Annotated in this window: 14 protein-coding genes and 1 pseudogene; 4 read left to right on the top strand and 11 right to left on the bottom strand. The window is 46.4% G+C overall.

Features of this window, described 5'->3' with window-relative positions:
- Window positions 1–42: 42 nt before the first annotated feature.
- The gene (locus tag GWP40_RS11805) at window positions 43–3,288 is read left to right on the top strand and encodes a SpiroCoCo family coiled-coil protein (RefSeq protein WP_212565468.1); all 3,246 of its coding nucleotides are present in this window, start codon (window positions 43–45) and stop codon (window positions 3,286–3,288) included.
- 106 nt (window positions 3,289–3,394) lie between these two features.
- Here the strand turns inward: GWP40_RS11805 and ispF are convergent, their stop codons facing one another.
- From ispF to GWP40_RS11820, 3 genes are read right to left on the bottom strand one after another with little or no spacing between them, the layout of a single operon-like run.
- Entirely contained in the window at window positions 3,395–3,868 is a 474-nt protein-coding gene (ispF, locus tag GWP40_RS11810; RefSeq protein ID WP_212565469.1) for a 2-C-methyl-D-erythritol 2,4-cyclodiphosphate synthase, read from the bottom strand.
- A 10-nt stretch (window positions 3,869–3,878) separates the two neighbouring features.
- The gene (locus tag GWP40_RS11815; protein ID WP_212565470.1) at window positions 3,879–4,595 is read right to left on the bottom strand and encodes an IspD/TarI family cytidylyltransferase; all 717 of its coding nucleotides are present in this window, start codon (window positions 4,593–4,595) and stop codon (window positions 3,879–3,881) included.
- Window positions 4,555–5,148 (bottom strand): CarD family transcriptional regulator, encoded by a 594-nt coding sequence (locus tag GWP40_RS11820; RefSeq protein WP_212565471.1) that lies wholly within the window; start codon window positions 5,146–5,148, stop codon window positions 4,555–4,557. Before GWP40_RS11820 ends, GWP40_RS11815 begins: the two co-directional genes overlap by 41 nt.
- A gap of 464 nt (window positions 5,149–5,612) precedes the next feature.
- On the opposite strand from GWP40_RS11820, the gene GWP40_RS11825 reads away from it, so the two are divergent.
- Window positions 5,613–7,199: a methyl-accepting chemotaxis protein gene (locus tag GWP40_RS11825; protein ID WP_212565472.1), complete on the top strand. Its 1,587-nt coding sequence runs from the start codon at window positions 5,613–5,615 to the stop codon at window positions 7,197–7,199.
- Between the two features lies 1 nt (window position 7,200).
- Here the strand turns inward: GWP40_RS11825 and GWP40_RS11830 are convergent, their stop codons facing one another.
- The 3 genes from GWP40_RS11830 to GWP40_RS11840 all read right to left on the bottom strand — a co-directional run bounded on the left by GWP40_RS11830 (window position 7,201) and on the right by GWP40_RS11840 (window position 10,447).
- Window positions 7,201–7,425, bottom strand: a complete 225-nt coding sequence (locus GWP40_RS11830; protein ID WP_212565473.1) for a YdbC family protein — start codon at window positions 7,423–7,425, stop codon at window positions 7,201–7,203.
- 304 nt (window positions 7,426–7,729) lie between these two features.
- Window positions 7,730–9,136 (bottom strand): DNA repair protein RadA, encoded by a 1,407-nt coding sequence (gene radA / locus GWP40_RS11835; RefSeq protein WP_212565474.1) that lies wholly within the window; start codon window positions 9,134–9,136, stop codon window positions 7,730–7,732.
- A 12-nt stretch (window positions 9,137–9,148) separates the two neighbouring features.
- Window positions 9,149–10,447, bottom strand: coding sequence for a S1C family serine protease (locus GWP40_RS11840; RefSeq protein ID WP_212565475.1), 1,299 nt, complete (start codon window positions 10,445–10,447; stop codon window positions 9,149–9,151).
- Window positions 10,448–10,698: 251 nt separating this feature from the next.
- Between GWP40_RS11840 and GWP40_RS11845 the strand changes: the two genes are divergently transcribed.
- A complete protein-coding gene (locus GWP40_RS11845) occupies window positions 10,699–11,145 on the top strand; it encodes a Fur family transcriptional regulator (protein ID WP_212565476.1) in 447 nt (148 codons plus the stop codon).
- Window positions 11,146–11,169: 24 nt separating this feature from the next.
- On the opposite strand, the pseudogene GWP40_RS11850 reads toward GWP40_RS11845, so the two are convergent.
- The 4 genes and pseudogenes from GWP40_RS11850 to GWP40_RS11865 form a co-directional block, all read right to left on the bottom strand.
- Window positions 11,170–13,267: pseudogene (locus GWP40_RS11850) on the bottom strand (methyl-accepting chemotaxis protein).
- A 451-nt stretch (window positions 13,268–13,718) separates the two neighbouring features.
- Window positions 13,719–14,834, bottom strand: coding sequence for an Mbeg1-like protein (locus GWP40_RS11855; RefSeq protein WP_212565477.1), 1,116 nt, complete (start codon window positions 14,832–14,834; stop codon window positions 13,719–13,721).
- Between the two features lie 22 nt (window positions 14,835–14,856).
- Window positions 14,857–15,741, bottom strand: a complete 885-nt coding sequence (locus tag GWP40_RS11860) for a ParB/RepB/Spo0J family partition protein (protein WP_414162773.1) — start codon at window positions 15,739–15,741, stop codon at window positions 14,857–14,859.
- 115 nt (window positions 15,742–15,856) lie between these two features.
- Window positions 15,857–16,612, bottom strand: a complete 756-nt coding sequence (locus GWP40_RS11865; protein WP_212565479.1) for a ParA family protein — start codon at window positions 16,610–16,612, stop codon at window positions 15,857–15,859.
- 63 nt (window positions 16,613–16,675) lie between these two features.
- On the opposite strand from GWP40_RS11865, the gene lon reads away from it, so the two are divergent.
- Window positions 16,676–19,111 (top strand): endopeptidase La, encoded by a 2,436-nt coding sequence (lon, locus tag GWP40_RS11870; protein WP_414162749.1) that lies wholly within the window; start codon window positions 16,676–16,678, stop codon window positions 19,109–19,111.
- Window positions 19,112–19,900: 789 nt separating this feature from the next.
- Here the strand turns inward: lon and msp are convergent.
- Window positions 19,901–21,400 (bottom strand): major outer sheath protein Msp, encoded by a 1,500-nt coding sequence (gene msp, locus GWP40_RS11875; protein ID WP_212565480.1) that lies wholly within the window; start codon window positions 21,398–21,400, stop codon window positions 19,901–19,903.
- Window positions 21,401–21,516 lie beyond the last annotated feature (116 nt).

A 21,516-nucleotide genomic window follows, 5' to 3' on the forward strand; every position in this document is an offset into this window, starting at 1 on the left:
TCATTAAAACAGAATTTATTTTAAGTAAGGGTGGAACTTAGAATGTCAATGCAACTTTTGGCCTCCGCGATAACGCTTATGCTTTCTCTGATGCTGATTCTTTTTTTTCGGCAAATGGATAAAAACAGCCGTTCGATAGAAAAAGCAAAAAAATACGGCGACCGTGTTAAAGATGAAATAGAAGGGTTTGTTAAGGAACGGACGCAGAATTTGCGTGATGCGGCGATCGAGCTTGACGCAAAACTTTCGCAAGCCATTGCGGCTGTTAACCGGCTCGATTCCATATACAACGATTTTATGAAAAAATCCGATGTGTTGACTGCCCGTTCATCATCCATCGATGCAATAGAAAAAAATGTTGCGGGGGCGGAGGAGACTATTAAGACCGTTATGGATATGGCTGCTCTTGCGGAAAAAAATCTTGCGCGGGTCAGTCAGGAATCCGACTTTGTCGATTCGCTTGCAAAAAAAATTACGGATGCACGGAGCGAATTGAATCATATTTCAAAACTGATGCCCGAAATGCAGGATAGCTTTTATAAGCAGAATCGTGAACATCTCCAGATGCTTGAAGAACAGCTTACTGCGGGTTTCAATAATACTATTAGTGCTTTTGAAAACAGGGTTGCCGGCGCAGAGAAAAAAAGTGCGGAGTTGCTTGAGGTAACCTCAATCCAATTGAACGACCTTTATAAAAAGGCGTTTACGGAGGCGAGTAAAAAAGCGCAAAACCTTGGCGATGAATCTTTTGCTAAATTGCAGAACCAGATGGAAATGCAGATGCAGCATTATAAGTCGGTGCTTGATGACCGTTCCGCAGCGCTTGAGGCGGAGATTACCGCCGGTATGGCCGAAAATAAAGCGCTTGCTCAAAAGTTTAAACAGGATTGGCAAGAGGAAGCGGATAAGTTGGAAAGTTCACTACATTCAAAGTTCAGCGCTGCGGAGATTGCCTTTACACAGCGCATCACCAATCTTGAAAAGGGCTTGGAGAAAACCGAGGCGGATATGCAGAATACGAACCGGCAGCTTGATTCGCGGCTTACGGAATTTGAAACGGGATTAAATACCCGCCTCGAAAAAACGGCGGCAAAGGCAGCGCAAAGCCTGACCGCGCTGTCCCAATCGGCAGATACAAAGTTTGCCGAATATAAAAAGCAAGCGACCTACTATTACGAAAAATTTGATAAGTCCATTGCCGGTATCGATAAGCTTTCTGCCGAGATGGAAAAAGCGCAAGAATCGGTAAAAGACCGGCTTTTGCAAGACTTTGGAAAACATACCTATACCATGCAGGAAAAATACAACGGATTCGAAAAACATTTTTCCGAACGGGCGAATGCGCTTGCCGGTCGCTTGCAGGAGATAACCGAACAACTGAACGTTCTGCGTGAAGAATCGCAAGCCGCGCTCTCCGAAAAGCTGCATACTTTTGAAACCGATTTTGCAAGCGAGCTAACCCGCCGCAGCGATGCACTCAGCGGAGACATCCAAAAGCTGCGGAATGATGTTACCGAACGGCTTGCGCTGATGGGATCGGAAAGCGAGTCGGCACGTAGGGATTTGGAAGATGCGTATAAACAGGATTTAAAAGCGCGGCTTGCGCAAACGGCGGAGGAGTACAAGGGGCACTTTGCAAAATTCAAAGAAGATATTGCTGCAATCGAAGAAGGAATTGCCAAACGTATTACGGCAAGCGACGAGGCGCTCTTAGCCTATAACACTCAGTTTAAAAATATGATGGATCAGACAAAGGAAAAAGCTCAAACATATATGCGCAATGAGCTTTCCGGTCTCAAGCTTGAACTGCAAGAATCGATGCGGCAGCAGAGTGTTGAAGTTGAAAATGCTACAAAAGAGGTGAAAAACTGGCTTGATACGGTTAAACAAGAATCAGGGGGGCAGCTCGATGCGGCTAAAGCCGATTTTGAAACATGGAAGGCGCGTATCGATCAACAACTGGCAGAGATGCGGACTACGGTAGACGAAAAGGTTGCTAATTTTACTGCATCGACGGAACGAGCTATCGAAGGCATCGGTTCAAAATACACCTCGTACTATAAAGATTTCAGCGTGAAAAGCGACGAGGCGCTTAAGCTGATGCAGCAGAGAATCAATGATCTGAATGCAAAGGTGCAGAGTGCCGAAGAAGAATTTTCCGCACAGGTGCGCAGCGTTACCGAAACCTTTACGCGCGATGCGGAACAGGCTACCAACGAGCTGGATAAACGGATTAACAACGCGACGGGGGAAGCAAATCATTCGCTTGACAACATACGGGAGCTGGTACACGGCCTGCGCAGTGAAGTGGAAGAAACGCAGCATGATTTATTCGAAAAGATACGGCGCGATTCCGAGCAGCTGACCGAAACCGTAGAAGAAATCGATAAGCGGCAAAACGCCTTTATTACGCAGACGCGCGTATTTGATCGTGCAGACGAATTGAAGGCTGATTTGGAACAAAACATCGAAAAATTGAAGGCGGAGGTTACCCGCTTTGAAATTTACCGCAATACAATGGATGATCTGAATCTGAAATACGAAAAGGTAACTCATCTTGAAGAGGAGGCAACACAGAAAATCGCGCGATTTATGGGTGAGCGTAAAAATATTGAAATTTTGGAAAACGATTTTGCAAAACTGAGTGTGCTGTCCGAGTCGATGGATAAAAAGCTTGTTGAGCTTGCTTCGGCTGATGATGAATTACAGCGCTATCAGGTACAGATTCGGCGTATTGAAGAAAGCATTGCCGATGTAAATACCCGCTATGACCGCTTGGAGAAAAAAGGTACCGTGCTCGACCAAACGGTACAGAGCATCGATGCTGCCTTTGAAGATTTAAAGACGGTTGAAAAAGATATTAAGTCGGTACAGAGTAAGCTCTACACCATTCCGCCCGAACTGCAGGATATTCAAGAAAAGATGGAGTATCTTATTTCCAATCAGGAAAAAGCGGAGAAGGCGCGGGAGCAGCTTGATACCATCGATGAATTGCTTGGAGAGCTTGAGGGGCGCATTGAAAAACTGCACAATGCCCGTGAATGGCTTGCCGGTACTGAAACGCGCTTACAAGATATATCGAAGAATTCCGAAAATCAGTTGAAACTGTTGGCGGATTTGGTTAAGGCCGAAAAACCGGTCAACAAAACGGAAGGTGCAACGACAGTCGGTACCCGTGAGAATGTGTTAAAGCTCTTTAGAAGCGGATGGACGCAGGACGCTATTGCCAATGCCCTCAATCTATCGCAGGGCGAGGTGCAGCTCATCCTAGAGCTTGCCGAAAAATAGGCTGACGCTACGCCACTTAAATACTGTATTTGTTTTCTCCCTTATTCTACCGGTGAGCAGCTTTAAAAATACCGTTAGCTTTTAGAGCTGGTATGGGAGTAGGGAGCTAGCGAGAGAGAAGACAGGTGCACCACACGGCGGCGGCCGTACCGCTGCCGATAATGCCGACCCCTTCGCCGGTTTTTGCTTTGACAAAAATTTGATCGATTTCTACCGATAGAATTTCCGCAATAGACCGGCGGATTGCCTCGCGGTACGGCAGAATTTTCGGCTTTTGGATTGCGATAACACAATCGGCGTTTTCAAGCTGCCAGCCTGCTGTCAGAATCCGTTCCCACACCGTTTTTAGGAGCATCCGAGAGTCGGCATTCTTCCACTGCGGATCATTCGGCGGGAAAAGCTCGCCGATGTCGCCAAGACAAGCAGCTCCGAGCAAGGAATCCGCAAGCGCATGGAGTAGTACATCCCCGTCCGAATGCCCCGCTTCCCCTTTTTCAAAAGGAATATGAACCCCGCCTAAGATTAACGGTCTGCCTTCAACAAGGGTGTGGAGGTCATAACCTAAGCCGATTCGTATCATAGTGTTTTCCTTAAAGGTCTTCGCGATAGGTGATTTTTTTATTTTCCCGCGCTCCGGGGCAGATGTAAACAGCTCCGCAATATTGGGCATAGATTTCGCTGTCGTCGGTATAGGTATTGCCGTCATTGCAAGCTTGGCGATGGGCATAGAGCAACGGCTCAAAGCGGAAGCCCTGCGGTGTTTGTACGGCGGCAAGCAGGTCTCTTCTAAGATGCCGGATAATCTTTCCCGTTTTGTCCACTTCTTTTTGTGTGTCCGTTACAGGTATGGCAGGGACTGCCGCTCCGTATTGTTCGGTTGCCGTTAATACTGAAGTAATCACTTCGCCGGAAACCCACGGACGCGCTCCGTCGTGTACCAGTATAAAGGTTATGTTTTTATCCGCAAGAGCTAACAGCCCCTTATACACCGACTCCTGCCGGGTTGCTCCTCCTTCAACGATATGGAGAGTATCTCGGTGTGTACTGAAAAAAGAAGAAAGCCGCGTATCTGCAGCAAGCAGTGAATAGACCGTTTCAACTTTACCCTGAGGCACGGTTATGACATAACAGCTAACACATCCTGCCGATACAAAAGCATAGAGACAGGCAGATAGCACCGATGTATGCGTATCGGTACTTAATGGAAGAAATTCTTTTTTTTCCCCGAAGCGTTGGGAACTCCCGGCCGCTGTAATCAGAACGGCATTATTCGCCGTCATCGAAATCGTCTTCGTCATCCATATCATTTATGTTATCGTCAAACATATCATCAACCTGATCTTGCTTTCCGACAGGAGCGTTTTTACTTAAAACCTCCAGATATGAATGAATCAGCGCTTCAATTTCCGCCTTCGGTTTTTGCAGTGCGTAACAGAGCTCATCGTAAAAAATGCGATAGGCGGAATCGTATAATTTACGCTCTTGGATAGGGAGTTCTTTTATTTTACTGCGGTGGTAGAGTGAGCGGACGATGGAGGCATTGTCTAAAACGCTCCCCGTTTTGAATAAATCAAGGTTCATTTGATACCGCATCTTCCAATCACTTGGGATGGGGTCAAACTTTTCGGATAAAAACGCCAGTGCAGCTTGCGCTTCATCAGCGGAAACGATCGTCCTGATACCTAACTCAGTCGCCTTGAGGGCAGGCACAAGAACTGTCATGTCGGATTCATCAAAGTAAATGACGTAATACGTCAGCATTTCATCTTTGAATTTTTTTTCGCTTATTTCGACGATTTCTCCGACACCTTGACCGGGATAGACAACCCGTTCTTTCACTGTAAATGAACATTCAGTCATATATTGCCATCATAGCATAAAGAACGGCTTTGGTCAAAGGACTCTGTAGGGTAAACGCATCAGATTGTATTTTAAAACCCCGCAGAAGAATAGAGGCTGTCCGCCCAGAGTTGAACCTCTTCGCGGTTCAAATGGTCGTCCAACCTCTATTCTTCTGCGATTCTTATTTATTTGTCTGATGCGTTTGCCCTTCTTCGCAAAGAAATTGTGTAAAATTTTATTTCCTTAAAATGCAACAGTTGAACAAAATATGAATTTTGGAAACTGTTGCATTCGTGCGCGAAAAGCGCACACATCAATACGCAAGTTTTCGAAAGAAAACTTGACGGTTAAGGTGAGCGGCGTCATTGTAGACGCTCACCTTATACCTATGAAATTTTACACAGCAAGGAAGGTAAACGCATCAGATTGTATTTTAATCTATCGGTGATTATTGTCCGATACTTATACTGAGGCTTATTGTTATGAACATAAAACTGAAAATCGGAATCTTATCGGGCATACTGGTTTTGTTATTGCTCATTGCAGCCGGAACTTTTATGCAAATTTCAAAACCGGCTGATACGCTTGAACAGCAGATTGTACAACTTGCCGGTTATGAACGTAATATGCTCTATGTACGAGGGACTATATATCGTTACGGCATTGCCGGTGTGCATATTCCTTCTTCTGTCATCAGCGCTTTAAGTAAGTATGAGCCGACGTTAGTTGCCGTGGAATATGCCACAGAAAAATATATGGAAAAAGATAGCACATTACGGAGCCGCCTTTCGGGGTATTTTACTTCTGCCCGTTCAATAAATGCGGAATTTACCACACTGATTAATGATTATAATCAGCTGGGCGCAGCAAAGACGAAACCGTTTGATGAAAAAAAAGTGGAAACAATTGAAAAACTGGTTGGTACTCATATTAACGATTTTGAGGCGGTATCCGGTGCATTAGAGAGCGCTGCCAGCCGGTATCGGAAACAAGCCGCAATTCTTTCGGGTATATTGATTTCGGTAACATGGCTGTTGGGGCTTTTTGTTACATGGGCACTGGTACAAACTATCTATACCATCTTACTTGCCCGTAATGCAAAAAGACGAATTGTATTAAAAGCGGGGCCAAAGACCGACGGAGCGCATGATACGGCGTCGCAGCTGCGGCTTGCTTCCGGTGCAACTTCTTTCCGGTCATCACAATCGGAGCAATCAGCAGAACCGGCACGCTTTACGTTTGGCAACCATGAAGCAGGAGTTTATACAGAATCAGCGGTAGCGGCGGCATCGTGGGGGACGAAAGAGCGCAGCAATATGGAAATCCGCGTTGCCGGTAATACGCGGCCCGATACAAAGGATAGCGCTTTTGCTGAAAGACAAGCAGCTATTCTTGAGCGCAATACACAGCTGGAACAAAATCTTGCCGATCTCCAGCGCAGCTATGATTCACTGGAAAAGAAACACACCGATTTGCAAGCAACGTATAAAACGATGCAGATGACAGCAGAAAAAGAGCGCGACGGATATCATCACTCAGCAGCTCAGATGAAAGAAGTTCTTTCTTCGGTACAGCAAACCGCTGAAAACCATCGTACCGATTCCGAAACGGCGAAAAAACTGGTGGAAACATTTAAAACCGGACATCAGCTGTTCAAAACTACCCATGATCACATGCAGTTTATCATTCAAAACGTTTCGAAAATCCAAGAAATGTCTGAAATTATCGAAAGTATTGCAGAACAGACGAAGATGTTGAGTATGAATGCAGCAATTGAAGCAGCGCACGCCGGCGATGCCGGTAAAGGGTTTGCTGTTGTTGCGGAAGAGCTAAGTCGTCTTGCTGCCGCTGCACTGGAAAGTTCTCATGATATAGGCGGAACCATAAAACAAGTGGTAACCGTCATCACCGGCATTGGAACCACCAGTGATGAACTTGATCAATCCTTTGAAAAAATCCATTTGCAAACGGATGCCATCTATACATCGCTGGTAGACTTTTCTTCAAAAATTGAAAAAACCGGCGACGAGGCGAAAACGGCTCTAATGCACTTTTCTACCTTAAAATAGGTTACAGTTGCATACCGTTCAATAACGCTTTGAGCGCAGCCAGTTCTTCTGCAGTAAGCGTAACCCCTTTTCCCATTTTTTCGTGATCGGGAGACCAACTGCGGAGATCGTATTTGGGGTTGCGCCCATTCCATGCCACCGAGTTTAATTCCATCGTCCATCCGCTTTTTGAAGTAGAAAGAACCCCATGTTTTTGAGTAATTTCATAGCTAAATTCATCCGCCATAATTCCCTCCATGTATGTGTTATAGCATAATCTCATCGATAGGGCTAGCAAACAAAAATTATTTTACTTTTTTTGTTATACATGCTTGACATAAATGTAATCTTTTGCTAACATACCATCATACAAGAAGTTTCTTGTAAGGAGGTTGCTATAAGTCAAAGGCGTTCGTAAAAAGTATTGATAAGTGTGAATGATTTATACTCTATTTTTAAACCGCTCCATCTTGCATACTCCTGGAGCGGTTTTTTTATACTCGTTGCAACAGAAACTCGCTTTATGAATTTATCTTGGACAAATGTGGAGATTACTTTCCGGTACCGAACGCGCGCTTGATTGTTTCGGCGAGGTTTTCTACGCGGGATATGCCTTGTATTGCAGGTTCCGGTTCATCGCCGTCGCCGGCGGCTGCCGGAACGTAGAGCTGGGTAAAGCCGAGGCTCTGTGCGGTTTTAATCAGCGGCTTTAAGCGGCGTACCGGTCTAATCTCACCGGCAAGACTGAGTTCTCCGATAAATGCTTCGTTTTTACGCGCGGGGATATCCGTTCGCGCAGAGTAGAGCGCAAGCGCCAAAGCCAAATCGATAGCCGGTTCCCGCAGCCGGATGCCGCCGGCGACATTGATATAGATATCCTGATCGGAGAACCGCAAGCCTATCCGTTTTTCCAATACGGCGGCGACGCGGCTGACCCGTGCGGAATCTATCTTATCGGAGAATACGCGCGTCATCGTGCCTTTAGCGGGAACCGTAAGCGCCTGAATTTCTACCATAAACACGCGGCTGCCTTCAAACACCGGCACCGTCGCAGACCCGGCAGGCAGCTCGCCTTGCCGCTGAATGATAAACAGCGCGGCGGGATCCTGTACGGCAGCCAAGCCTTTTTCATCCATCCTAAAAATCCCCAGCTCATCTACCGAACCGAAACGGTTTTTAAGGGCGCGGAGGAATCGCACATCATCTTCGTTCCGCTCAAAAGAGATAACAGTATCGACCATGTGCTCCAGAACCTTCGGCCCTGCGATGACGCCTTCTTTCGTTACATGAGCGGTAAGAAAGAGCACTGCGTCCCGTTCCTTTACCCACTGCACCAATTCGTTGGCGCAGTATTTGAGCTGATTGATCGTGCCCGGGATGGTGCCTGCCTGCGGGGAAAAAAGTGTTTGTACCGAATCGATAATGACGATAAGCGGGTTGAGATTATTCAATACTTTTTCGATATTTTCCACCGAATTGGTACAGAGCAATTCGATATTTTTGAGCGGAACACCGAGCCGGTCTGCACGGCCGCGTATCTGACCGGCGGACTCTTCACCGGAAACATAGAGCGTCCGCTGCCCTACGGCTCCGGCTGCTGCGGCAGCTGCCGCTTGCAAGAGCAATGTCGACTTTCCGATACCGGGTTCGCCGCCGATCAATACGGCCGAGCGCTTTACCGCACCACCTCCGAGCACTCTATCGAATTCCGAAATGCCGGTTGTAATGCGGACGGTATCGTGCACCTCCACCTGTTCAAGCGGGATAGGGTGCGCTTCATCCGTTTGCCGCACGGCAGCGGCGCTCGAAGCAAAGCCGGGGGTAAAGTCCGCTTCTTGGAATTGCTCCTCCAAGGTATTCCATTCGCCGCAGCCGGGACAGCGCCCGAGCCATTTCGGCTGGCTGTACCCGCATGAGCTGCACCGGAATATCCGCCCGCCGGCCTTCTTTTTTGCCATCCCCTTCGTTACCTATTCATCGTTCCGTTCGGAAAGGGTAAGCGTCAGTTTTACGGTCTTATTTCCGCGGAGCACCGTTACGGCGATGCTCTCATTCGGTTTTTTATCTTCCAAAACAGCGTAGTATTCGCTCAAGTTGCTGACAGCCTGACCGGCAATTTCGGTGATGATGTCGCCGCCGAGATAGATAACCGCAGCGCGCTTCCCAATACCGTAGCGGACGGCATTTGCTCCACCACGAAGCCCCGCCTTTTCGGCATTACTGTTCTTTTTAACGCGGGAAACCAATAGCCCGCGCTGCACCGACAACCCTGCATAGTTTGCAATCGACGCGTTCAGCTGTACCAACTCCGCATCGATGGAAGCGCGGCGGACTTTTCCGTACTTGATAATCTCGGATACTACCCGTTTTGCCGTGTTGATGGGCACCGCAAAGCCGACGCCTGCGGAACTACCCGACGTAGAATAGATCATCGTATTGATACCGATCATCCTGCCGTCGGAATCGAGGAGCGGTCCGCCCGAGTTGCCGGGATTGATGGCCGTGTCGGTTTGAATCATATTTTTGATGATAACGTTTTTATCGGTTTGGATCGGGCGGCCGAGGGCGGACACAATACCGACCGTCAGCGTTCGTGTTAAGCCGAAGGGGTTCCCGATTGCGAGTACCCGCTGTCCCACCTTGAGTCCATCCGAATCGCCGAATTTTATCGTCGTCAACTGAGTGTTTGCAGGCGGGTCGAATTTGAGCACCGCAAGATCGTTTTCACGGTCTACCCCGATAATCTTTGCGCTGTATTGGCTGCCGTCCGAGAGAGATACGAATATCTTTGTCGCGTCCTCGATAACGTGAGTGTTGGTAAGGATGTAGCCGCGGCTATCAATAATCGAACCGGAGCCGGAACCACCTTCCTGCGGAATCGGTTCAAGGAACCAGTTTACCCCGACCGTTTCCGTGGTGATATTGACAACCGCATCATTGGTATTTTCGTACACCGAAATATTTTGCTTTTCTTCTGCGGTGTAACGGCTCGCCGGTTCCGCGGCAGCGGTCAGATACGGGCTTGTCTGCTCCGCCGATTCGGAAACACCCACACTCCCGCTGTTTTCGGCGCTACTACTCCGGACGCCGTTCTGCTGCGCAAGGGCACTGTTACTTTCAGCCAATGCTTCAAGCTCGGCTGCGGCCTCTCCCTGCGGTGTATTCGTTCCATGCCCTAAATAAAAGCCTGCCCCGTAAGCAGCAAGCGCAATAAAACAGCCGATAACGGCTGCAGAAAGAATCAGCTGTCTTCTAGTGTAAAGCTTCATACGCGCCCCTCTTAAAAATTATACCGGTATTCTAAGGAAAACCTCTAAAAAACTGCGGCTTTTAGCAGTTTCTGTTATAAATATACAAAAAAAAAGCCTACCCGCCAATAGAAAAGAATCAGGACAAACGCTGAGTTTTTGCCCTTTCAAAAAACAACATTCTCCTGTATAATTGGACATCTCTAAAAACTCAAGCTTTTAGAGGTTCTCAATTGATCTATCGAATCGATAGTACGGAGGACACAAAAAGTATGGAAAACCCGCTTGTTAAAAAGAAGTTGCGCAGAACAAAAGCACGGAACTTAATCATCAGTATTTTATCTCAAGATAAAGATAAAGCTTTTTCCGTCGAAGAGCTGCATGAAGCGTGCGGGGCATATCTGCAAATCGACTTATCGACGGTATATCGAACAATGCATACGCTTGCCGAATCCAATTTTGTAACAAAGAGCATACATCCCGACGGAAAAGCCTATTTTCAGATTGCATCTCAACAGGGAACGGAACATCACCACCGAATTGTGTGCAGTAAGTGCAAGGCTTCGGCCGATATTGCTGTCTGTCCGCTGCACGATTTGGAAGACCAAATCTTATCCGAAACGGGCTTTACCATGACATCACACAGTATAGAACTTACCGGTCTTTGCCCCGCCTGCAAAGCTGAAGAGGAAGCGCAGCATACTATAGGGCATCCCTAAACAACTGAGATTTTTAGAGGTTCCCTATACCTTAAATTTTGAAACTTCTTCAGCCAAATTTTCAATACTCCGTTTATTCTTCTGTGTAATTGCATTCACTTCCTGCACGGCATTATTAATTTGTGCAGCTCCCGATGCCATTTCGTTTATACTTTCCGTGATAACACAAGTCAGATTGTCGAGTTTTTGCATTTCCTGCGAAGCTTTTTTCTCCGCCTTTCAACATTTCTTCCGAACCGGTTTGCACTTCAACCGTTACCGTATTAATGCTCTTAATAGCTGCCAGTACTTCCTTACTACCATTCTCCTGTTCCTGCATCGATTCGGTAACCTGTGTACTCATGGCTTTTACCTGCTCTGCAAGATTAAAGATCGCATTAAACTTTTCTTCAACAGTTTTCGACGAAGCAGAAAGCATTTCAATTTCACTTGATAACATTTTCAATGTAGCGGTAATGCTTTTGCCTTGTGCTGCAGAATCTTCGGCAAGCTTACGGATTTCGTCTGCTACAACGGCAAATCCTTTTCCAGCTTCTCCTGCATGAGCAGCTTCTATTGCAGCATTCATTGCAAGTAAATTCGTCTGCGATGCAATGTGCTGAATAACACTTGATGCTTCCAAAAGAGAACCCGATTCTTCTGCGATTTTCTGTGTTACAGTATTAGAGGTAACAATTGTTGCCTTGCCGTCACCGGTTGCAGCGGTAAGCTCTTTGATAACAGAGTCTGTTTTCTCAAGCGTTTTTCCGATTGATGCGATATTTGCAACCATTTCTTCTATCGATGAAGAAGATTGCACGACACTTGTCGCCTGCATCTCGATACCGGCATTCAGTTGTGTAATTGTACGAACAATCTCTTCAATAACGGCAGCTGTTTCAGTGACGCTTGCTGCTTGAGTTATCGCCTGCTGCTTTACCTCATCGATGTTTGCACTAATCTCATGTACTGCACTCGCCGTTCCTGTCATATTAGATGCAAGTTCATTACCTACTTCTTTCATTATGCTCGTGTTTGTTCCGACTTGGTGAATAGACGCCGCAATTTTTGAAAGCATTTTATTGAAATATTCAGATAATAGCGCTATTTCATCTTTCCCATGAATTGGCAATCGGAATGTCAAATCCCCATCTCCTTGAGCAATATCTTTAAGCGCAGAAGCAGTATTACTCAATGGTTTGCTTACGGTTTTTCGTATTGAGAAATACAGCAACGAAATAGATATTCCTATTACAATGATTGTTACAAGCAGTGGGATTTCTGCAATGGTAAACATACCGGGTAAAAAATCATCCACAGGCGCAATAAATACAATATTATACGGAAGATTTGCAATCTGTCGTCCGCTGTATATCATCTTGCCTCTTTTTCCATCTTTCCATGTTTTTATATCAGGATATTGCGGAATCTCATTCATCGTTTCCGGTAAATATTCTTTTAATGATACGCCAAAACTTTCATTATTTGACGAAATAACGATATTATCATTTTCATCCGTTACAAATAGGATCGAATGTGCAGACGGTAGTGTTTGTTTCATTGTCTCAACCGATTCGTCAAGATCAAGCCCTACGCCAACAATCCCTAATAATTCTGATTCTTGATTATAAACGTGTGCATTGATCCACAACCCCATCACACCGGTCTCTTTGCTTTTGTTGATATTGAATGTTACTTTTTCTTTCAACTTTATCGTTTTAAAAAACCATGCATCCGCCGGTTCACTTTCCTTCAAGAGGGAATAATGAACCTTTTTATTTGCGTCCACTATATAATAATCTTTTGTCTGTGTACTTGATACCCAAGAAGAGATAATACGTTTTTCAGAAGCAAACTCTTCAAGACGACGTATAATAGCATTCTTACTTTCGCCTTCAGGCGTACCATCGTCCAACCAATCAATAAGTATTTGATTATTTGCCCACGCTTCTGAACGAGAATATCCGAACAATAAATCGGACTGTAAATCGATGCTTGCCATCGATAAAACTCCCGGAACGCCTTTGTAAAATTGTCGTTCAACTAATTGGCGAACAGAAAAAACCGAAAACCCTAATATAACACATGCCGCAATAGAAACCGTCAGTGCCATTGAAAGTGTCAGTTTAGAACGTAACGTCATATACATCTCCTTTAAAAATTAAGCAGACTGATCGAATGTGTCAGGGGGATATCTTTTAAAAGCCGTATTGGTCTTAAAAGATATCCCCCCTCGCAACAAAGTCTATAATGCTATTAGAATGCTATATAGAACATCTCTAAAAATCTCAGGTTTTAGAGGTTTCCCATAAATTTCTCCTTACTGTAACGGATAAGTACAGGTATCCGCTATAAATAAATCTTCTTCTATAATACCCCCCCTCAAAAGTCAAGCAAAAAAATGCTTTTTCTTGGACAGAAAAGAGAGATGGTATCCCCCTTGCCTAAGCGGAACCGGTTAGACAAAATAGATAAAATAGCATGATCTTAACGACTTGCAATTTGCTACAGAAGTCCTACAGAGTGTATAAAAACTATATTCAAAACTGTCACGAAGAATTTATCCGCTTTATGTTCGCTTTTGAAATTAAGAATTACGGATAGGGGAAATGCGTGTAAACGGCGCCGAAAAAGGCCTTGATAACGGCAAACAGCTCTTTCCGCCGCTCGGAATCTACCGTGTGCAGCTCTTTTAAAATGTGCAGCGAATGAGCAAGTCCGTTGGCGGTTAATTCGCTCATTGTTTCCGCACCGGTGCCGAACATAACCGCAAACAATGTTTCGATAAATTCTTTCCGCTCGTTATCATCAAGGTGAGAAAGCCATTCCCGCATGGTTTTTTCCGCAAAATAGCTTTCCTTTGTCCGCCCTTGCTGATAGGTTACAAACTCATCTCGTTTAATTTGCCAAGAAAACGCATCATGCTGCCAGAAGGTGTTGGTTTCGGCGCTTTCAATAACGGTATAATGCGGCAGATAGGATAAAAGCACGCCGACAACGGACGACTGCGGAATAAAAGAAGCGGTTTTAGGGATAATCGCTTGAAATCCGCTCCGCTGTTCGATATCAAACGCAAAGCCGGGACCGTCAAAACAGAACACCCGCTCAATCAGCTCCCGTATCGAAGCGGCGGCAGTCCCAGCCGCATAGAGCGCAAGGTTTCCGCCCTTGGAATGCCCCGCAATGGAGAGCTTTTCGATACCGCACATACCGAGCGCTTCCGCCGCTGCCGAAAGATAATCCGCCGCCGAAGCATGAGAGGGGATGGGGTCGGGAAGGCTCAAAAGGCAGTCTTCTTTCCATCCGATTATAGTATCGTCCGTACCACGATAGACAACACAAGCGCATCCTGTTGGAAGTATGGCAGTTATTGCTGCGAACTGCTTATCCGCATTGCGCTCAATCTCATTCACAAAGCCTTTTAACAGAATGGAACCGAAGCGCTCCGTTTCCGCAGCAGTTTTAAGTAAATCGGCAGTGAGCGGATTGATAAACACACCGAACTCTTCGGGGGTTCCGCGCGTAGAATCGGCGGCATAGAGATGCGCAGCTTCCTGCAGCGTAATACCGTCATCAAATTGAGCGGGAACAATATCGAAAAAGTTAAGGTAAGAAAGCTGACACAGTACCAGCGCATCTATCGCATTGAAGGGACGCGCCTCAAAAGGAAGATCGCCGCGCCAGATTACATAATCGGAAAGATTTGCCATCGACTGTTATGTTCCTGCAATGCTATTTTGCAGCAATTTTATTATAGAGCGCATCAAGGTCTGCCTGCGAAAAGTACGAAATATACACGATACCTTTTTCAAGATCGCCTTTAATTTCAACCTTTGTGCCGAGCGCATCGATAAATTGCTGCTCAATATCCTTGACCGCAAGCTGTGCATCATCCGTTTCCGGTCGGCTTACCGGCTGCGGCGCTGATTTTTTCTGTCCGGTACGGCTGCCGTTTTTCAACTGAGCCGCCTGCATCTCCGCGTCACGCACTGAAAGAGCCTGCTCCGTAATGCGGGTAAATAGCAGCGTTTGATCCGCCGGATTGATAAGAGAGAGAATTGCCCGCGCATGACCTGCGGTGATGGCGCCTTTTTCGAGCGCTGTCTGCATTTCGTCGGGCAGCTGTAAAAGCCGCATCGCATTGGCAACTGCCGATCGGCTCTTCCCTACCCGCTTGGCGGTCTCCTCCTGATTAAGATTGGACAGCTGCATAATCTCCTGATATGCCTTAGCCTCTTCAATCGGATTGAGGTTTTCCCGCTGAATATTTTCGATCAGCGCAATTTCAAGCTTTTTGCTATTTTCAAATTCACGGAAGATGACCGGTATCCGCGTAAGCCCCGCTAAAAGCGCCGCCCTCGTTCTTCGCTCTCCTGCAATAATATAGTATTCATCGCCGTTTTTTTCCGCGATAATCGGCTGAATAATCCCGTGTTCTTTGATGGAAGCGGCAAGCTCCTGCAAACTATCTTCATTAAAAGTGCGGCGGGGCTGAAACGGATTGGGTTTTAATAGCGCGGGGTCAAGTTCAACCGGAGCAGAACCGACAGTATCGGCGCGATTTTGAGTACCGGCTTGTTGCGCGACCGCTCCTTGCATCACATTCTGCTGCGGCATTACAGACAAACCGCTATCCGATTGTACATCCGAAGATTGCGCAGCAGCATCGTTTGAGCACAAATCCGTGATATCGGGAGGAAGCAAGGAGTCGAGTCCTTTGCCCAGTGCAGATTTAGGCACGGTCAAGCACCTCCTGTGCGAGTTTTTCGTAGCTGCGGGCGCCGATACAGGAAGCGTCATACTTGCAGATGGGCAGCCCGTGGGAGGGCGCTTCGGAGAGGCGGACATTGCGCGGGATAATCGTACTGCATACGCGGTCTTTAAAATAGGCGGTAACCTGCTGCACAACTTCCTGTGCGAGCTTTGTGCGGGAATCGTACATCGTGAAAAAGATACCGCCGATTTTAAGGCGGGGATTGATTTTTTCCTGCACTCTTTTAACGGTTTGCAAAAGGAGCGTTAACCCCTCAAGTGCAAAATATTCACACTGCAGCGGAATAAACACTTCATCCGCAGCGGCAAGCCCGTTCAGCGTTAAAATTCCCAACGACGGGGGGCAATCAATTAAAATATATTCATATTCTTCTTTCAGGAGCGCGAGATTGTCGCGGAGAAAAAATTCTCGGGATTGCTGATCAACCAATTCGATAGTGGCGCCCGATAAATTGATATCAGCGGGGATTGCATACAAGTCCTTAACCGCCGTCGGTCTGACCGTTTTTTGAATAGGGATTTTTCCGGCAAGCGCATCATAAATACTCGGCTGCTTTTTGGAAATCCCGACACCCGACGACATATTACCCTGCGGATCAAAGTCCACAAGCAGCGTCTTTTTCCCTGCCTGTGCAAAGTATGCGCCGATATTGACGGCGGAAGTGGTCTTCCCTACCCCGCCTTTCTGGTTAACAAAAACGATACTTTTCCCCATACGGGGCAGTATACCGCATTTCCTCAAGAGATAAAAGGGCATTTATTGACTTTTCGCTGAATAATGACGATATTTAAAGCTATGAATTCAGATACTTCAAAGACTTTAGATACGCCGAACGAGGTGGATACATCAACTCAGAAAGAAGAAAAGGCGGTTATTCCAATCGAAGAGCTTTTGCCTAAAAAAATCAATCTTATTCCGCTGAACGGTCGGCCTATTTATCCGGGGATTTTTACCCCGCTGCTGCTCAACGATGCCGACGACATCCGCTCCGTCGAAGAAGCGTACGGCAGCACCGGTTTTATCGGCCTTTCGCTGTTAAAAAACGAGACGGAAGAGCCGGGCGCCTCCGATGTGTATCAAATAGGAGCCGCTGCGCGGATTATCAAAAAAATCAACCTGCCTGACGGCGGTATCAATATTCTTATTTCAACCTTGAAGCGGTTCAAAATCCGCAAAGTTGTCAACGAGAAAAAACCGATTGTCGTAGCGGTTCAGTATCTCGAAGATGAAGAAGAGAATACGGTTGAGGTAAAGGCGATGCTCCGCGGACTGATCGGAGAGATGAAAGAACTTTCCGAAAACAACCCGCTCTTTACGGAAGAGATGCGGCTCAACATTGTCAACATCGACCATCCGGGAAAGATTGCGGACTTTACTGCCAGCATTCTGAATATTCCGAAAGAGGATCAGCAAAAGATATTGGAAACCATCAACGTCCGTGAACGGATGGAAAAGGTTTTTGTTCATATCAAAAAAGAAAAAGAGCTGCTCGATGTTCAGCGGAAGATTCAGGCAGATCTGAATACGCGGATTGAAAAAAATCAGCGCGAATACTTCCTGCATGAAGAGCTCAAAAGTATCAAAAAAGAGCTGGGCTTAAGTTCCGATCCAAAGGATGCCGATGAAGAGAAATTCCGCAAGCTGATCGACTCGTTCCATTTTGAAGGTGAAGTAAAAGAGACGATAGAAGCCGAGTTTGAAAAATTCAAGTTTCTCGAGCCGAATTCGCCTGAGTACATTGTCGGACGGAATTATCTTGAAACCGCGCTGACACTCCCGTGGAACCCTCCCGAACCGGAAGCGTATAATATAGAAGAAGCGAAAAAAGTTTTGGATGCGGATCACTACGGGTTGGAGGATGTAAAGAAGCGGATTATCGAATACCTTGCGGTGCGGAAACTGAAAAACGATACGAAGGGCTCGATTGTTTTGCTGGTGGGGCCGCCCGGTGTCGGTAAAACGAGTGTCGGCAAGTCGATTGCCCGTGCGATGAATAAACCGTTTTTCCGGTTCTCGGTGGGCGGTATGCGAGATGAGGCTGAAATTAAAGGTCACCGCAGAACGTACATCGGCGCGATGCCCGGCAAAATTTTGCAGGGATTAAAAATCGTGAAAACAAAGGCGCCGGTCTTTATGATTGACGAAATCGATAAGATGGGGCAAAGCTATCAGGGCGACCCATCCAGTGCCTTGCTTGAGGTGCTCGACCCCGAACAGAATGTTTCGTTCCGCGACCACTACCTCGATCTGCCGTTTGACCTGTCGCATATCGTATTTATCCTGACGGCGAACACGCTTGACGGTATTCCGCGCCCGCTACTCGACCGCGCCGAAGTTATTCAACTCGCGGGTTATATCGATTCTGAAAAAGTAGAAATCGCAAAGCACTATCTGCTGCCGAAAAGCCTTGAAAAAAACGGCTTAAAGAAAACGCAGGTGAAATATTCCAAGCAGATACTGCTGCATATTGCGAACGGCTATGCGCGGGAGGCGGGAGTACGCAACTTTGAAAAGAACCTCGATAAGCTCCACCGTAAAATCGCCGTTGAGCTGGTTACCGGCGAGCGCGGCGAAAAAGACATATTTGCGCCCGATACCGCCGAAATCGAAAAGATGCTCGGCAAACCCATTTTCCGCGACGACGATATCAAATACGCAAAAGTTCCCGGCACGGCGATCGGGCTTGCATGGACGAGTATGGGCGGCGATACGCTGCTGATAGAAGCCTTATCGAATAAGGGCAAGGGGCAGTTCCGCCTGACCGGTCAGATGGGTAATGTGATGAAGGAGTCCGCCTCGATTGCATGGACATGGGTGCGCCACTTTGCCGATGCGCACGGTATTGCAAGCGTCAAGTGGTTTGAAAGCCACGTTATCCACCTGCACATTCCGGAAGGCGCAACTCCCAAAGACGGCCCCTCCGCCGGCATCACGATGACTGTTGCGCTGCTTTCGCTGTTGTCCGGTAAAGTCATTAAACCGAAGCTCGCCATGACCGGCGAACTCTCTCTGACCGGTCAGGTACTCCCAATCGGCGGCTTAAAAGAAAAAACCATCGCCGCCCGCCGCAACGGCATCAAGGAGATTATCATCCCTGCCGCGAATATCCGCGACCTTGAAAAAATCCCCGAGCACATAAAGAAAGGCATTCAGTTCCATCCTGTTACTAGGATGGAGGAGGTTATACAATGTGCCTTCCCCCACACCTTTTGAAATATACGGCACATCTACTTCGTTGCTGCGCACAAATTAATCCTCAACGTATCAAAGATACGCCTGCGGTTAATTTGTGCTTGCGCCTCGTATCTGCGCCGTCTATTTCAAAAGGCTTACGGAAAAGTTGTATACCGCGTGCAGCTTCTGAAAATGCTCAACGTATCAGAACGCCCAAGGATGGGCGGGGAATAAGTCAGAAACAAGTTTTGGAACAAAACTTGTCCTCTACCGATGTACATGGACGTACATCGGTAGAGAGGTACACGGATGTACAACTGCTTAACAGTCTATTTCAAAAGGCTTACGGAAGGGCATCTACTTCGTTGCTACGCAAAAATAAATGCTCAACGTAGCAGAACCGTCACGGATGTCCGTGGTTCCAGCAGAATCGAGTTCGCAATGCGGACTCGTCGTCAGAACGCCCACGGATGGGCGGGAGCGGTCAAGCAGAGAAAAAACTAAAAAGTTTTGCTTTTCTACTTGACAAAAAACATAGGAGTTTTGGCACAAAACTTGTCCTCTGCCGATGTAACAAGGAGATACATCGGCAGAGAAGTACAAGGAGGTACATTTTTGGACGAGGCTGTAAGGATTTTGAAGACTACCGATAGGTGCTTTTGCATGCTCGGCGCAGTGGTTCGTACTCCATAAGATGGGCTTTTGGCTAAAAAAGGAAGAGGTTAATACCCCCGACGCAAAGCATCAGGGTACAGTGTACAAATAAAAAAGCCTGCTCCGCGTGGTGCGGAACAGGCTTTTAAGTTTAGCTATGAGACCAAATATGGCTTAGTAGCTAACTTTGAGAGAAAGAACAAAACGACCTCTGTGTTCGCTGTCGATAACAGAGGACTTAATGATACCGCTGTGAGTATCAGTGTTAATTTTGCCATGACTCCATTTTGCCGTTACTTCAACCTTTTCAACAGGGCTGTAAGTTACACCAAGGTTATAAACAAGACCAACAGCTTGAGTACCATGGTTGGTTTCAAGCCAAAGATTTGCGAACGGCTTTATCCACATAGAATCGTTGATATTAACCGTATATGCACCCCAAACCTTTGTAAAGAACGGGAATTTAGAGCTACCGAGCAGTTTGTACATACCGATATAGACACCTGCATCCAAACCTTCAACAAGGTTGGTCGCATCCTCTTTATCGCCCTTTGTTGCAAACTGAGCAAATACTGCCATATCAATTTTGCTACTTCCAACTTTTGTATTGGCAGAAGCAACATACACACCTGCGCCTACCCATTTGTATTCAGCAGTAAATACGGTATCCCAGTCAAATGCTTTGTTATCAAACACATATTTACCATCAAAACCAGCCTTTAACTTTAATCCATCCATCGGCTCTGAGGTTACTTCAAAACCGAGATTAAGAAGACCATCATCAACCTTTTTATACTGTTTACCAAATGTAGAGTTAACGGTACAGGCAACTGTAAGCATTTTATCAAGCGGCTTCATAGAAAAATCAAAGCCGATTCCGTAGTGATACACCTCGGCATCGCCATTCTTTGTAGCGGTAAAATAATAGTCACCAGCCGGCGGGAACCACAGAGGATCGCCATTCCATGTGCCCTTACCACCACCTTCGGTCCACTTCCAGTCCTTTGTATCAGGATCGTATATGTAGATATATTCACCCCCTTCCAATCTGGTAGAACCATCAAAATGTTTCATATGCTGGATTGCAGACGGATCGTCAGGAGCCCAGTTGCTGCTGGAACCAAGTTTTAAACCGACATCCAAGGCCATCAAGTCCTTGTTTGCATAGCCGATCTTTGTACCATAGCCACCAAATGAGGGCTTAAATCTATAGTCTTCTGGTATATACTGATCGGTATCAACAGGTTCCCATATTTTAGCATAGTCTGTTGCAAAGCTCGGCTTATTGAAGACGGTTACATAAGCGTCATAGATAACCAATTTAGCGGCAAGTTTGTCTACCTTCCCGTCCATGATAAAACGTCCACCGCTATCTTTTTCGCTGACAAGATTCAGCCCCACATCCTTTAAAGTAACTTCGCCGTATACGGGTACATCACTCTTGGTAGAAGTTTTATTAGCCTTCTTGAGGAGCGGGAATGTTACGTTCCAAGAAGCTTCGTTCTTGAATCCGTTCTTAAAACCCGGTTTAGTCTTTGAGCCAAGGTCAAATCCCCAGCTTAAGGTTGCGTCGGCTTCAATATCGACGCTCGGTTCGGTAGTTGTAGCTTCTTCTGCCCACACAAAAGTAGCAGCAAAAAGAATAGTCAAGCTTACGAGTAGATATTTTTTCATAATGAAAAATACCTCCTTTAATACTTTTTTGGCCAAAGCGTAACACGCTTTTTAGCGACCAACTTTAATTAGATATATGCTATAAGATTTTTTTTCATTTGTCAATCATTAATTTT

It is taken from the genome of Treponema vincentii, from assembly GCF_018336815.1.
Classification (GTDB): domain Bacteria; phylum Spirochaetota; class Spirochaetia; order Treponematales; family Treponemataceae; genus Treponema.

Excerpts from the sequence above, each read along its gene's own strand:
- GWP40_RS11820 (WP_212565471.1), bottom strand. The coding sequence starts at position 5,148 with ATGACTGAATGTTCATTTACAGTGAAAGAACGGGTTGTCTATCCCGGT.
- GWP40_RS11855 (WP_212565477.1), bottom strand. The coding sequence starts at position 14,834 with ATGGCAAATCTTTCCGATTATGTAATCTGGCGCGGCGATCTTCCTTTT.
- GWP40_RS11815 (WP_212565470.1), bottom strand. The coding sequence starts at position 4,595 with ATGATATGGATGACGAAGACGATTTCGATGACGGCGAATAATGCCGTT.
- GWP40_RS11840 (WP_212565475.1), bottom strand. The coding sequence starts at position 10,447 with ATGAAGCTTTACACTAGAAGACAGCTGATTCTTTCTGCAGCCGTTATC.
- GWP40_RS11845 (WP_212565476.1), top strand. The coding sequence starts at position 10,699 with ATGGAAAACCCGCTTGTTAAAAAGAAGTTGCGCAGAACAAAAGCACGG.
- ispF (WP_212565469.1), bottom strand. The coding sequence starts at position 3,868 with ATGATACGAATCGGCTTAGGTTATGACCTCCACACCCTTGTTGAAGGC.
- GWP40_RS11805 (WP_212565468.1), top strand. The coding sequence starts at position 43 with ATGTCAATGCAACTTTTGGCCTCCGCGATAACGCTTATGCTTTCTCTG.
- GWP40_RS11830 (WP_212565473.1), bottom strand. The coding sequence starts at position 7,425 with ATGGCGGATGAATTTAGCTATGAAATTACTCAAAAACATGGGGTTCTT.
- msp (WP_212565480.1), bottom strand. The coding sequence starts at position 21,400 with ATGAAAAAATATCTACTCGTAAGCTTGACTATTCTTTTTGCTGCTACT.
- GWP40_RS11865 (WP_212565479.1), bottom strand. The coding sequence starts at position 16,612 with ATGGGGAAAAGTATCGTTTTTGTTAACCAGAAAGGCGGGGTAGGGAAG.
- GWP40_RS11860 (WP_414162773.1), bottom strand. The coding sequence starts at position 15,741 with ATGCCGCAGCAGAATGTGATGCAAGGAGCGGTCGCGCAACAAGCCGGT.
- lon (WP_414162749.1), top strand. The coding sequence starts at position 16,676 with ATGACGATATTTAAAGCTATGAATTCAGATACTTCAAAGACTTTAGAT.
- GWP40_RS11825 (WP_212565472.1), top strand. The coding sequence starts at position 5,613 with ATGAACATAAAACTGAAAATCGGAATCTTATCGGGCATACTGGTTTTG.
- radA (WP_212565474.1), bottom strand. The coding sequence starts at position 9,136 with ATGGCAAAAAAGAAGGCCGGCGGGCGGATATTCCGGTGCAGCTCATGC.